Source organism: Pseudomonas sp. RIT778 (assembly GCF_019718735.1).
Taxonomy (GTDB): domain Bacteria; phylum Pseudomonadota; class Gammaproteobacteria; order Pseudomonadales; family Pseudomonadaceae; genus Aquipseudomonas; species Aquipseudomonas aphyarum.
In genome coordinates this window covers 59,737-73,265 of record NZ_JAIHBA010000012.1, presented here as the reverse complement: position 1 = coordinate 73,265, position 13,529 = coordinate 59,737, and the positions used below count along the sequence as shown (strand labels likewise).

Annotated in this window: 8 protein-coding genes; 3 read left to right on the top strand and 5 right to left on the bottom strand. The window is 60.4% G+C overall.

Translation table 11 applies throughout. The features are described from left to right. Positions 1 to 15 precede the first annotated feature (15 nt). Positions 16 to 909 (bottom strand): LysR family transcriptional regulator, encoded by an 894-nt coding sequence (locus tag K5E37_RS09435; protein WP_221533657.1) that lies wholly within the window; start codon positions 907 to 909, stop codon positions 16 to 18. Between the two features lie 118 nt (positions 910 to 1,027). Between K5E37_RS09435 and K5E37_RS09430 the strand changes: the two genes are divergently transcribed. The 3 genes from K5E37_RS09430 (at position 1,028) to K5E37_RS09420 (ending at position 4,292) form a co-directional block, all read left to right on the top strand. Further along, complete coding sequence (locus K5E37_RS09430; RefSeq protein ID WP_085611129.1) at positions 1,028 to 2,305, top strand: MFS transporter; 1,278 nt, start codon at positions 1,028 to 1,030, stop codon at positions 2,303 to 2,305. A 77-nt stretch (positions 2,306 to 2,382) separates the two neighbouring features. Then, positions 2,383 to 3,651 carry an AAA family ATPase gene (locus tag K5E37_RS09425; RefSeq protein WP_221533656.1) on the top strand — a complete coding sequence of 423 codons (1,269 nt, stop codon included), beginning with the start codon at positions 2,383 to 2,385 and terminating at the stop codon, positions 3,649 to 3,651. After that, positions 3,648 to 4,292, top strand: a complete 645-nt coding sequence (locus tag K5E37_RS09420; RefSeq protein WP_221533655.1) for a retron system putative HNH endonuclease — start codon at positions 3,648 to 3,650, stop codon at positions 4,290 to 4,292. Before K5E37_RS09425 ends, K5E37_RS09420 begins: the two co-directional genes overlap by 4 nt. A 71-nt stretch (positions 4,293 to 4,363) precedes the next feature. Here K5E37_RS09420 and hemE read toward each other — a convergent pair whose 3' ends face one another. From hemE to K5E37_RS09400, 4 genes are all read right to left on the bottom strand, one after another. After that, a complete protein-coding gene (gene hemE, locus K5E37_RS09415; protein WP_007952372.1) occupies positions 4,364 to 5,431 on the bottom strand; it encodes a uroporphyrinogen decarboxylase in 1,068 nt (355 codons plus the stop codon). Between the two features lie 253 nt (positions 5,432 to 5,684). After that, positions 5,685 to 7,103 carry an FAD-dependent oxidoreductase gene (locus K5E37_RS09410; RefSeq protein WP_007909438.1) on the bottom strand — a complete coding sequence of 473 codons (1,419 nt, stop codon included), beginning with the start codon at positions 7,101 to 7,103 and terminating at the stop codon, positions 5,685 to 5,687. 33 nt (positions 7,104 to 7,136) lie between these two features. After that, the gene (gltB, locus tag K5E37_RS09405) at positions 7,137 to 11,582 is read right to left on the bottom strand and encodes a glutamate synthase large subunit (protein ID WP_085608418.1); all 4,446 of its coding nucleotides are present in this window, start codon (positions 11,580 to 11,582) and stop codon (positions 7,137 to 7,139) included. 350 nt (positions 11,583 to 11,932) lie between these two features. Continuing rightward, entirely contained in the window at positions 11,933 to 13,528 is a 1,596-nt protein-coding gene (locus K5E37_RS09400; RefSeq protein ID WP_007952374.1) for an AAA family ATPase, read from the bottom strand. Between the last annotated feature and the right edge of the window lies 1 nt (position 13,529).

The window sequence follows — 13,529 nt, the reverse complement described above, 5'->3', positions numbered from 1 at the left end:
GAAAACACCAACGCCTTAAACGTTCATCTTGCGCGTAAGCAGTTCGACAAACGCCTTGGCCATCGGTGACTTCTGGTCCTTGCGCTGCACCAGCCACACCGCCGTCACGGCCTCGGGATCGAGCAGCGGCCGGTAGACCACGCCGTCGATGCGCATCCGCTGATACGACGCCGGCATGACCGACACACCCAGACCTGCCGCCACCAGACCGATGATGGTCATGGCTTCGCCGGCCTCCTGGGCGAAGTGCGGGCTGAACCCAGCGTCGCGGGCCAGGCTGATCAGTTGCGAATACAGACCACTGCCGTAGCTGCGCGGGAAGAACACGAACGGCTCCAGAGCCAGCGCCGAGAGGAACAGCCCCTCTTCAGAGCCCTGTGCCAGCGGATGTTTGGAGCTGAGCACCGCGACCAATGGCTCGCGCATCAGTTCGACCACGCTGAGCGAATCCGGCAGGCCCAGCGGGCGCATGATGCCGACTTCGATCGATTCGTCCACCAGCGCATCCGCTACTTGGGTGCTGCTCATTTCCCGTAGGTTCAGGTGCACGGCCGGGAAGCGCTGGCGGAAGGAAAAAATTGCCTGGGGAATGGTCGAGTTGAACGGCGCCGACGAGGTGAAACCGATCTTCAGTTCACCCAGTTCGCCGAGTTGCGCGCGACGGGCCACGTCGGCCGCTTTATCGACTTGCGCGAGCACCAGCCGCGCTTCCTCCAGAAACAACCGGCCGGCCTCGCTGAGCTCGACCCGACGATTGGTACGCTCGAACAGTCGCGCGCCGACTTCCTGTTCCAGCGCCTGGATCTGCTGGCTCAGCGGTGGCTGGGAGATGCCCAGCACCTGTGCAGCACGGCCGAAGTGCAATTCTTCGGCAACGGCGATGAAGTAGCGCAGATGACGCAATTCCATGGGCACCCCATTAGGTCGTGAAAGCTATCAAACAGGTCGAACAATATATTGGATAGAAACATTAGCCAGCTATATGATTTTTTCATTGCCTGCCTGTCCGCGCCCTCCGAGGTCTGATGTGAAAACCGCCGTCGCTCCACTGGCCCATGAAGTCCCGCCCGCTGCGGCGGACGATGTACTGACCGAACTGCAAGAGATCTACATCGAGAAAGGCACGCCCGCGTTCATGCGCACGGTACTCGCGCTGTTCAGCGGCGGCTTCGCGACGTTTGCCCTGCTGTACTGCGTGCAGCCGATGATGCCGCTGCTGTCCCACGAATATTCGATCAACGCGGCCCAGAGCAGCCTGATCCTGTCGGTGGCCACCGGCATGCTGGCGTTCGGTCTGCTGATCACCGGCCCGATTTCCGATCGGGTCGGGCGCAAGCCGGTGATGGTTGCCGCACTGTTTGCCGCGGCGCTGTGCACCATCGCCAGTTCGATGATGCCGAGCTGGCACGGCGTATTGATCATGCGTGCGTTGATCGGGTTGTCGCTGAGCGGTCTTGCGGCGGTGGCAATGACGTACCTGAGCGAGGAAATCCATCCGCAGCACATCGGTCTGGCGATGGGTTTGTACATCGGCGGCAACGCGATTGGCGGGATGAGCGGGCGTCTGATTACCGGTGTACTGATCGACTTCGTCAGCTGGCACACGGCGATGATGGTGATCGGCGGGCTGGCGCTGATTGCGGCGGCGGTGTTCTGGAAGATCCTGCCGGAGTCGCGCAACTTCCGCTCCCGCTCGCTGCATCCGCGCAGCCTGCTCGACGGCTTCACCATGCACTTTCGCGATGCCGGCCTGCCGCTGCTGTTCCTTGAGGCGTTCGTGCTGATGGGCGCATTCGTCACCCTGTTCAACTACATCGGCTATCGCCTGCTGGCCGAGCCGTACCACATGGATCAAGTGTTCGTGGGGCTGTTGTCGGTGGTGTACCTGTCAGGCATCTACAGCTCGGCGAAAATCGGTTCGCTGGCCGACAAACTGGGCCGCCGCAAAGTGCTGTGGGCCACCATCGCCCTGATGTTCGCTGGCCTCGCCCTGACGATGTTCACACCGCTGCCGTTGGTGATCATTGGCATGCTGATATTCACCTTCGGCTTCTTCGGCGCACACTCGGTGGCCAGCAGCTGGATCGGCCGCCGGGCGCTCAAGGCCAAGGGCCAGGCGTCGTCGCTGTACCTGTTCAGCTATTACGCTGGCTCGAGCATTGCCGGGACGGCGGGCGGGGTGTTCTGGCACATGGCAGGATGGAACGGGATTGGCCTGTTCATCGGCGCGCTGTTGCTGGTGGCTCTGTTGGTGGCGTTGAAGCTGGCGAAGCTACCGCCGCTGGGTGGTGGCGAAAAGGTTTAGCCACAACTGCGCCCTAGCGGTAATCACGGGCCAAGGTACACTGACGGCATTCGCCTGCTTTGGTAAAGGAAGCCAGAATGCGCCTGGACCGTCTCCACATTCAGAATTTTCGTTGCTACGAAGATGCCACGTTCGACTTTCAGCCGGGATTCAATCTGGTGGTGGGGGTTAATGGGAGCGGGAAGAGTTCGTTGTTGCAGGCGGTTGCCGTTTCGTTCATCGAACTCGGCAATGCCATGAAGCCAAGTCAGACCTCTATAAAAAATGAAGACATTCGCTTTGTCATAGATCGTTTTGAAAACAGAAGCCGCTTTGAGCGCAAGTTCCCATTACTGGTACATGGCATAGGCAGTTTCTTCGGAACTACAGACTGGGTCCTGAAACGAGATGCAGAAGACTTGCCCCATCTTGTAGATTCAGTATTCGACGCCGAGATAGACAAACTAAAACAGAAAATCAACCTGGCCATTCCAGTCGATTTGCCTGTGCTTGCTTTCTATCGCTCCAATCGCCGCTGGCAAGGGGTAGGAGTATCTGCTGAGTTCGCCGCGAAACAACGCGTCTCGCGCTTCGATGCCTACGTTAACTGGTTCGATGCAGTTGCGGATCTCAGAGAATTTGAAAGTTGGTTAATCGGTAGAACGCTCGAACGGATGCAGAACCTCCTTGATTCAAACACCCAGTCACTTGAGTTCGACGACGAACTTTACTGGGTAAACACTGCGATCGAGCGCGCTATTCCCCACGCACAAAATTTGCGCTATGACCTCCGACTGCAAAGCTTGTTGATCGACCTGGATGGAAAGACCATTCCTTTCAATGAGCTTAGCGATGGTCAACGCGGGATGGTTGCGTTGTTCGCCGATATCGCCCGACGCATGTGCATCCTCAATCCCCACATGGGCAAAGACGTCCTGAAGAACACCTCTGGCGTGGTGATCATCGACGAACTGGATATTCACCTTCACCCGGCCTGGCAACGCAGCATTGTGCCTGCACTGAGACAGGCATTTCCCAAAGTCCAATTCATCGCAGCAAGTCACTCCCCACAAATCATCGGCAGCCTGAAACCTGAAGAGGTCATCGTGTTGCACGACGGGGATCCTACTCATCCGCGGGTCACCTACGGTCTGGATTCCAGTAGCGTGCTTGAAGAGGTAATGGGCGTTACGCAGCGCGAACCAGAAATCGAAGATCTGCTGTCCGAGCTTTTTTCCACGTTGGAAGACAACGACCTCGAAAAAGCAAAATCACAGCTTGAGGCGCTGAAAAAGAAAGCCCCCGACCTACCGGAATTCGCCGGCGCCGAAGCACTGATCAGGCGCAAGGAGATTCTCGGCAAATGAAGCGAGTGCTCAAAGGAACTGAACCCGCTTCATTTACAGATTGGAAAAACTCGGCGAACGACGAGTGGAGTCCAACTTACCCAACGCTACAAAACCCGCAAAAACGGGATTTGCATAATGCCCTGCTTAAGGAGCAAGGCTTCTTCTGCTGTTATTGCGGCCGGGAAATAGATGCCTCGACCAGCCATATCGAGCACTTCAGACCTCAAGAGCATTTCGAAGAGCTGGCGTTGGAGTTTCACAACCTTCATGCCTCCTGCCTGCGAGAAACCAAGCCCGGCAATCCGTTGCACTGCGGCCATAAGAAGGGCAACTGGTTCGACGAAAACCAACACATTTCTCCCACCGACGGGAATTGTGAACAGCGTTTCCGATATCTGCGAACCGGCGAAATCCAGCCAAAGAATTCTGACGACCTTCCCGCCACAAAGATGATCGAGGTACTGGCGTTAGACATTGCCTATCTCAAAAATCGACGTCAGGACACAATCCGCCGCCTCTTCGATGATGAGTTTGTCATGCAAGTCAGCGAAGAAGAGCTTGAGCGGTTGGTGACAGCGATCAGAAATACCGCGATTCCCAATCAAAAACCCTTCGACCACATCATCGCCCGCTACGCCGAGCAACTCCTCGGACGCTAAACCCATCGCAAATAAAAACGCCCGGCATAAGCCGGGCGTTTTTGTTTTCTACCATTAGCGCTGAGCGCCGATTACTCGTGATACTGCGCCGACAACTCGTGCACCGCACGCAGGAACGCGCCGGCGTGTTCCGGGTCGACTTCCGGGGTGATGCCGTGGCCGAGGTTGAACACGTGACCACTGCCTTTGCCGTAGCTGGCGAGGATGCGCCCGACTTCGGTGCGGATCGCTTCCGGCTTGGCGTAGAGCACAGTCGGGTCCATGTTGCCTTGCAGCGCAACCTTGTCACCCACGCGGGCGCGGGCGTTGCCGATGTCGCAGGTCCAATCCAGGCCCAGTGCGTCAGCGCCAGCGTCGGCGATGCTTTCCAGCCACAGGCCGCCGTTTTTTGTGAAGAGGATCACCGGCACCTTGCGACCGTCGTGCTCGCGGATCAGGCCGCTGACGATTTTCTTCATGTAGGCCAGGGAGAACTCCTGATACGCCGCCGCCGACAGGTTGCCGCCCCAGGTATCGAAGATCTGCACCGCTTGGGCGCCGGCCTGGATCTGGCCGTTCAGGTACGACGTCACCGACTGTGCCAGCTTGTCCAGCAGCAGGTGCATGGCTTGCGGGTTGTCGTAGAGCATCGCCTTGGTCTTGCGGAAGTCTTTCGACGAGCCGCCTTCGACCATGTACGTGGCGAGGGTCCACGGGCTGCCGGAGAAACCGATCAGCGGTACACGGCCGTTCAGTTCGCGGCGGATGGTGCTGACCGCGTCCATCACGTAGCCGAGGTCTTTGTGCGGATCCGGGATCGGCAGGGCTTCGATGTCGGCCAGGGTGCTGACGACTTTCTTAAAGCGCGGACCTTCACCGGTCTCGAAGTACAGGCCCTGGCCCATGGCATCGGGAATGGTGAGGATGTCGGAGAACAGGATCGCCGCGTCCAGTTGCGGATAGCGGTCGAGGGGTTGCAGCGTGACTTCGCAGGCGAATTCCGGATTCATGCACAGGCTCATGAAATCACCGGCCTGGGCGCGGCTGGCGCGGTATTCCGGCAGGTAGCGGCCGGCCTGGCGCATCATCCACACAGGGGTGACGTCTACGGGTTGCTTGAGCAGGGCGCGGAGGAAACGGTCGTTCTTCAGGGCAGTCATGTCGGCATCCGGAAAAAAAGTGCGGGCATTTTCTCAGAGCGCGACGCAAAAGGCACGGATGCAGGTCAGCCTTTTGTCTATCGGGTCAATTTGTCGCGCTGGAAATGCGCTATCAGCAACACTGAGAAACAACTGTGGGAGCGAGCTTGCTCGCGAAGAGGGCTTCACATACAACATTGCTGTTGGCTGATCCACCGCTTTCGCGAGCAAGCTCGCTCCCACAGGGTTATTACTTTTGGCTCAGGATCCGGGTTTAGACGCCCAGGTAATCCAGGATCCCTTCAGCCGCATTGCGGCCTTCGAAGATCGCCGTCACCACCAGGTCGGAACCGCGCACCATGTCGCCACCGGCGAAGATTTTCGGGTTGCTGGTCTGGTGCTTGTACTGACCCTGCTCGGGCGCAACGACGCGGCCCTGGCTGTCGGTCTGGATTTCGAACTGCTCGAACCATGGCGCCGGGCTTGGACGGAAACCGAAAGCGATGACCACGGCGTCAGCCGGGATGATCTCTTCGGAGCCCGGGATCGGCTCGGGGCTGCGACGGCCACGGGCGTCCGGCTCGCCGAGACGGGTCTCGACCACTTTCACGCCTTCGACCTTGTCCTCGCCGACGATGGCGATCGGCTGGCGGTTGTAGAGGAATTTCACGCCTTCTTCCTTGGCGTTCTTCACCTCTTTGCGCGAGCCGGGCATGTTCGCTTCGTCACGACGATAGGCGCAGGTCACCGACTTGGCGCCCTGGCGGATCGACGTGCGGTTGCAGTCCATCGCCGTGTCGCCGCCCCCAAGAACCACGACCTTCTTGCCTTTCATGTCGACGAAATCTTCCGGCGACTTTTCAAAGCCCAGGTTGCGGTTGACGTTGGCGATCAGGAAGTCCAGCGCGTCATAAACGCCCGGCAGGTCCTCACCGGCAAAACCGCCCTTCATGTAGGTGTAGGTGCCCATGCCCATGAACACGGCATCGTACTCGGCGAGCAGTTGCTCCATGGTCACGTCCTTGCCGACCTCGGTGTTGAGACGGAATTCGATGCCCATGCCGGTGAAGACTTCGCGGCGATTGCTCAGCACGGTCTTCTCGAGCTTGAACTCGGGGATGCCGAAGGTCAGCAGACCACCGATTTCCGGGTTCTTGTCGAACACCACCGGGGTCACGCCGCCGCGCACCAGCACGTCGGCACAACCGAGGCCCGCCGGGCCTGCGCCGATGATCGCGACACGCTTGCCGGTCGGTTTGACCTTGGACATGTCCGGGCGCCAGCCCATGGCGAACGCGGTGTCGGTGATGTACTTCTCGACCGAACCGATGGTCACCGCGCCGAAGCCGTCGTTGAGGGTGCAGGCACCCTCGCACAGACGATCCTGCGGACACACCCGGCCGCAGACTTCCGGCAGGGTGTTGGTCTGGTGCGACAGCTCGGCGGCCTGGAGGATGTTGCCCTCGGCCACCAGCTTCAGCCAGTTCGGAATGAAGTTGTGCACCGGGCACTTCCACTCGCAATACGGGTTGCCGCAACCCAGGCAGCGGTGGGCCTGGTCGGCCGACTGTTGGGGTTTGAACGGTTCGTAGATTTCCACGAACTCTTTCTTGCGTTGACGCAACAGTTTCTTCTTCGGATCCTTGCGCCCGACATCGATGAACTGGAAGTCGTTATTCAGACGTTCAGCCATTGTTAAAACCTCATCAAACTCTTCAGGCGCATATCACTGCGGGTTGGCACGGGTGCTGGAAAGCAACGACTTCAGGTTGGCAGCCTTCGGCTTGACCAGCCAGAAACGACGCAGGTAGTCATCGAGGTTCTCGGCGAGCTCACGACCCCACTCGCTGTCGGTTTCCGCGACGTACTCGTTCAGCACGTTCTGCAGGTGGCTGCGATAGGCTTCCATCGCCTCGCCGCTGATCCGCTGGATTTCCACCAGTTCGTGGTTGACCCGGTCAACGAAGGTGTTGTCCTGGTCGAGCACGTAGGCGAAACCGCCGGTCATGCCAGAGCCGAAGTTGTAACCGGTCTTGCCCAGAACGCAGACAAAACCACCGGTCATGTACTCACAGCAGTGATCGCCAGTGCCTTCCACAACCGTGTGGGCACCGGAGTTGCGCACGGCGAAACGCTCGCCTGCGGTGCCGGCGGCGAACAGCTTGCCGCCCGTGGCGCCGTACAGGCAGGTGTTGCCGATGATGGCGCTTTCCTGAGTCTTATAAACGCTGCCCTTCGGCGGCACGATGGTCAGCTTGCCACCGGTCATGCCTTTGCCGACGTAGTCGTTGGCGTCGCCTTCCAGGTACATGTTCAGACCGCCGGCGTTCCACACGCCGAAGCTCTGACCCGCAGTGCCCTTGAAGCGGAAGGTGATTGGCGCTTTGGCCATGCCCTGGTTGCCGTGCTTGCGCGCGATTTCGCCGGAGATCCGTGCGCCGATCGAACGGTCGCAGTTGCAGATATCCAGATCGAATTCGGCGCCGCTGAGGTCGTTGATCGCCGACGTCGCCATCTCGACCATTTTCTCGGCCAGCAGGCCCTGGTCGAAAGGCGGGTTGCGCTCGACGCCGCAGAACTGAGGCTTGTCCGCCGGGATGTGGTCGCTGCCCAGCAGCGGAGTCAGATCCAGGTGATGCTGCTTGGCGGTCTGGCCTTCGAGGATTTCCAGCAGATCGGTACGGCCGATCAGCTCTTCGAGGGAACGCACGCCCAGCTTGGCCAGCCACTCACGGGTTTCTTCGGCGACGTAGGTGAAGAAGTTCACCACCATGTCGACGGTGCCGATGTAGTGATCCTTGCGCAGCTTCTCGTTCTGGGTCGCAACGCCGGTGGCGCAGTTGTTCAGGTGGCAGATACGCAGGTATTTGCAGCCCAGCGCGATCATTGGCGCGGTACCGAAGCCGAAGCTTTCAGCGCCGAGGATGGCTGCCTTGATCACGTCGAGGCCGGTTTTCAGACCGCCGTCGGTCTGGACCCGGACCTTGCCGCGCAGGTCGTTGCCGCGCAGGGTCTGGTGGGTTTCGGCCAGGCCGAGTTCCCACGGTGCACCCGCGTATTTGATCGAGGTCAGCGGCGAAGCACCGGTGCCACCGTCGTAACCGGAGATAGTGATCAAGTCCGCATAGGCCTTGGCCACACCGGCGGCGATGGTGCCGACGCCTGCTTCAGCCACGAGTTTCACCGAGACCAGCGCCTTCGGGTTGACCTGTTTCAGGTCGAAGATCAGCTGCGACAAGTCTTCGATGGAATAGATGTCGTGGTGCGGCGGTGGCGAAATCAGGGTCACGCCCGGTACTGCGTAACGCAGTTTGGCGATCAACCCGTTCACTTTACCGCCCGGCAGTTGCCCGCCCTCGCCCGGCTTGGCGCCCTGGGCGACCTTGATTTGCAGCACTTCGGCGTTGACCAGGTATTCCGGGGTCACGCCGAAACGGCCGGTCGCAACCTGCTTGATTTTCGAGCTCTTGATGGTGCCGTAGCGTGCCGGGTCTTCGCCGCCTTCGCCGGAGTTGGAACGCGCACCGAGGCGGTTCATGGCTTCGGCCAGGGCTTCGTGAGCTTCCGGCGACAGGGCGCCCAGCGAGATACCGGCGGAGTCGAAGCGCTTGAGCACCGATTCCAGCGGTTCGATTTCACTGATGTCCAGCGGCGTATCGAGGGTCTTGACCTTGAACAGGTCGCGGATCATCGACACCGGACGGTTGTCCACCAGCGAGGTGTATTCCTTGAATTTGGCGTAGTCGCCCTGCTGCACGGCGGCTTGCAGGGTGTTGACCACGTCCGGGTTGTACGCGTGATATTCGCCACCGTGGACGAACTTCAGCAGACCGCCCTGCTGGATCGGCTTGCGCGGACTCCAGGCTTCGGTGGCCAGTGCTTTCTGCTCGGCTTCGATGTCGACGAAACGCGCCCCCTTGATGCGGCTCGGCACGCCACGGAAGCTCAGCTCGCAAACTTCCTCGGACAGGCCGATGGCTTCGAACAACTGAGCACCGCGATACGACGCGATGGTCGAAATGCCCATCTTCGACAGGATCTTCAACAGGCCTTTGGTGATGCCTTTACGGTAGTTCTTGAACACCTCGTAGAGGTCGCCCAGTACTTCACCGGTACGGATCAGGTCGCCCAGCACTTCGTACGCGAGAAACGGATAGACCGCCGAGGCGCCGAAGCCGATCAGCACGGCGAAGTGATGCGGATCGCGTGCGGTGGCGGTTTCAACCAGGATGTTGGAGTCGCAGCGCAGGCCTTTTTCGGTCAGACGGTGGTGCACCGCGCCGGTGGCGAGCGAAGCGTGGATCGGCAGTTTGCCCGGGGCGATATGACGGTCGCTCAGAACGATCTGGGTACGACCGGCACGCACGGCTTCTTCAGCCTGATCGGCGACGTTGCGGATCGCCGCTTCGAGGCCGACGCTTTCGTCGTAGTTGAGGTCGATGATCTGCCGCTCGAAACCCGGGCGGTCGAGGTTCATCAGCGAACGCCACTTGGCCGGTGAAATGACCGGCGAGCTGAGGATCACGCGCGAGGCGTGTTCCGGCGACTCCTGGAAGATGTTGCGCTCGGCACCGAGGCAGATTTCCAGCGACATCACGATCGCTTCACGCAGCGGGTCGATCGGCGGGTTGGTCACCTGGGCGAACTGCTGGCGGAAATAGTCGTACGGCGTGCGCACGCGCTGGGACAGCACGGCCATCGGCGTGTCGTCGCCCATCGAGCCAACGGCTTCGTAGCCTTGTTCGCCAAGCGGACGCAGTACCTGATCGCGCTCTTCGAACGTGACCTGATACATCTTCATGTATTGCTTGAGCTGATCGACGTCGTAGAAAGCCGAACCGTGATCGTTGTCTTCCATGGTCGCCTGAATGCGCAGGGCATTCTTGCGCAGCCATTGCTTGTACGGATGACGGGATTTGAGACGGTTGTCGATCGCGTCGGTGTCGAGGATCTGCCCGGTTTCGGTGTCCACGGCAAAGATCTGGCCCGGGCCGACACGGCCTTTGGCAATCACGTCTTCAGGCTTGTAGTCCCACACGCCGATTTCCGACGCCAGGGTGATGAAACCGTTGGTGGTGGTGACCCAGCGCGCCGGGCGCAGACCGTTACGGTCGAGCAGGCACACCGCGTAGCGACCGTCGGTCATTACCACGCCGGCCGGGCCGTCCCACGGCTCCATGTGCATCGAGTTGTACTCGTAGAACGCACGCAGATCCGGGTCCATGGTTTCGACGTTCTGCCACGCTGGCGGAATGATCATCCGCACGCCACGGAACAGGTCGATGCCGCCCGTCACCATCAGTTCGAGCATGTTGTCCATGCTCGAGGAGTCGGAACCGACACGGTTGACCAGCGGGCCGAGCTCTTCCAGATCCATCAGATCGTTGGTGAACTTGGTGCGACGGGCCTGGGCCCAGTTGCGGTTGCCGGTGATGGTGTTGATCTCGCCGTTGTGGGCGAGGAAGCGGAATGGCTGAGCCAGCGGCCATTTCGGCAGGGTGTTGGTGGAGAAGCGCTGGTGGAACACGCAGATCGCGGTTTGCAGGCGCTGGTCACCCAGGTCCGGATAGAACGCGGCCAGGTCGGCCGGCATCATCAGGCCTTTATAGATGATGGTCTTGTGGGAAAAGCTGCAGATGTAGTGGTCGGTGTCGGCAGCGTTTGCCACGGACGAACGACGACGGGCGCTGAACAGCTTGACCGCCATGTCCTGATCGCTCAGGCCTTCGCCGCCGATGTACACCTGTTCGATCTGTGGCAGGCGCTCAAGGGCCAGGCGGCCGAGGACGCTGGTGTCGATTGGCACTTTGCGCCAGCCGATCAGTTGCAGGCCTTCGGCCAGGATCTCGCGGTTCATGTTCTCGCGAGCGGCTTCGGCCTTGGCCGGATCCTGATTGAAGAAGACCATGCCCACGGCATATTGCTTGGGCAGCTCGACGCTGAAGGTTTCCTGGGCAATGGCACGCAGGAACGCGTCGGGCTTTTGAATCAGCAGACCGCAACCGTCACCGGTCTTGCCGTCGGCATTAATCCCACCGCGGTGGGTCATGCAGGTCAGGGCCTCGATGGCCGTTTGCAAAAGGGTATGACTGGGTTCGCCCTGCATATGGGCTATCAGGCCGAAACCGCAGTTATCCTTGAATTCATCTGGTTGGTACAGACCTGCTTTCATAGACACTTTCTCACCAGGCTGCCTCTTTTCGAGGCAAATTTCTTTTCAATTCAACCACTTGCATCTCGCGCCGAACGTACGCCGGCTTAGCGGGGGCAAAAGGGTGGTCATTGTACACAGCGACACAGAGGCTCACAAATTTGACGACGAAATGTCGCAAATTCATGTCGCATTTGTGAAAGGTTTAAAGCGATCTGCTGTGCTAGTCAAAACTTTTTTAATTTTGACCGCAACGACTCAAAGACTACTGTGACGCAGACACCACAAGGCACGCGGCCCGTAAGGGCGGCGCGCACTTGTAGAAATTTTGAGGTGCTTGGAGAGGCGGCCTGGGTAAGGCCGCCGAATCTTCAGCGAGTTGTTGCCAGTTCCTGTTGGACGCTGGCGACAGTGCGAGGCCAAGGTTTACCAGCCTGAACCTTCGCTGGCAAGGCCTTGATGGCAGAAACGGCTGCATCACGATTGGCGAAGTTGCCGTAGGTGATCACGTAGAGAGGCTTGCCGTTGAGGACTTTCTTGAAATAACGGTACTCGCCGCCCTGCTCCTTGACGAAGCTTTGCGCGGTCGCTTCGGAGCTGGTGCCGAGGATCTGCACCACGTAGTTGCTGGTCGGCTGACCGGCGTACCAGCTGCCACCGGCGGCCTTGGCGACGGTGACCGGCTTCTCGGCAGGTTTCGCGGCGGCAACAGGCTTGGCAGGCGCCGGAGCCGGTTTGGCCGCTGGAGCGGCCGGAGCAGGCTTGGCGGTAGCGACCTGGGTCGGGGCCGGGGTCGGCTTCGGTGCCGGAACTGGAACCGGGGTCGGTGCAGGGCCGGCCTGAACGCCCGCCGGTGGCGCGGTGGTGGTCACGGTCGGTGGCGTGTTGCTGGAGCCCTCGACCGGCACGCCGTCGTCGCCCTCAGTGATGCCACCCGCTGCTTCAGCCAGCGGGCCACGCATCACCGGTTGCGAGTTGCCGACCAACGGCAGCGGCATCGGCTGGGTATTGCCGTTGAATTCGACGGACGGTGCGCCACCCGCCTGCGGCGTGCCCTGGCCCAATGGCAGTTGCGCCTGCTCGTTGGCCGGCGCACCGGTGGTCGGTGCCTTGTTGCGACCCGGCATCAGCCAGGCGGCAGCGACCGCGACCACAACGACGGCGGAAATCGCCAATACGTGTTTCTTCGGCATGTTGAACCCCATACTTGGACGCTTGACCGCAGAGCGGCTGGCAATCATGACTTCGATCAGAGCATCGCGAGCGACCTGGTTGATGTTGCCGGGCCAACCCTCGGAGCTTTCGTGAATATCAGAGATCTGATCCGCGGTGAAAAGTTCGACCCCCCGGCCCGCGCCTTCGAGCCGCTGGTCGAGATACTCGCGGGTTTCTTCTTCGGTGTACGGCTGCAATTCGATGACGTGGAAGCGCTCTTCCTCAAGGTGCAAAGCCTCGAGCTGGGCGATCAGCGACGACTCACCGAACAGGAACACGTGCGGGCGGCCTTCCGGCGCGCCGGCGCCAAGCGCCATCAGCGCTTCAAGCGCGGACTCGTCGAGCTGCTCGGCATCGTCCACCAGCAGATAGACTTCCTGACCGGTCAGCGCCAGCTGCACGACCTGATCGAGGATCGCCCCGACTTCGGCCTGGGCCACGTCCAGCGCTTGGGCGATCTGGCGCAGCACACCGGCTGCATCGCCGGCGCCACGGGCGGAAACGACGACGCTCTGCACCGATTGCTTGTTGGTACTGGCAACCAGCGCCTGACGCAGCAGGGTCTTGCCGCTGCCCTGCGGGCCGGTGACCACCAGCAGCAACTGGCTGTAACGCGCCAGATGATGCAGCTGACCCAGCACCGGCTTGCGCTGGGCCGGGAAGAATTTGAAGCCCGGCACCCGCGGCGCGAAAGGGTCGTGACTTAACTGGAAATGGCCGAGGAACGCCTCGTCGGCATGCAAACTAGTCATC

Excerpts from the sequence above, each read along its gene's own strand:
- K5E37_RS09425 (WP_221533656.1), top strand. The coding sequence starts at position 2,383 with ATGCGCCTGGACCGTCTCCACATTCAGAATTTTCGTTGCTACGAAGAT.
- K5E37_RS09435 (WP_221533657.1), bottom strand. The coding sequence starts at position 909 with ATGGAATTGCGTCATCTGCGCTACTTCATCGCCGTTGCCGAAGAATTG.
- K5E37_RS09420 (WP_221533655.1), top strand. The coding sequence starts at position 3,648 with ATGAAGCGAGTGCTCAAAGGAACTGAACCCGCTTCATTTACAGATTGG.
- K5E37_RS09400 (WP_007952374.1), bottom strand. The coding sequence starts at position 13,528 with ATGACTAGTTTGCATGCCGACGAGGCGTTCCTCGGCCATTTCCAGTTA.
- K5E37_RS09410 (WP_007909438.1), bottom strand. The coding sequence starts at position 7,103 with ATGGCTGAACGTCTGAATAACGACTTCCAGTTCATCGATGTCGGGCGC.
- hemE (WP_007952372.1), bottom strand. The coding sequence starts at position 5,431 with ATGACTGCCCTGAAGAACGACCGTTTCCTCCGCGCCCTGCTCAAGCAA.
- gltB (WP_085608418.1), bottom strand. The coding sequence starts at position 11,582 with ATGAAAGCAGGTCTGTACCAACCAGATGAATTCAAGGATAACTGCGGT.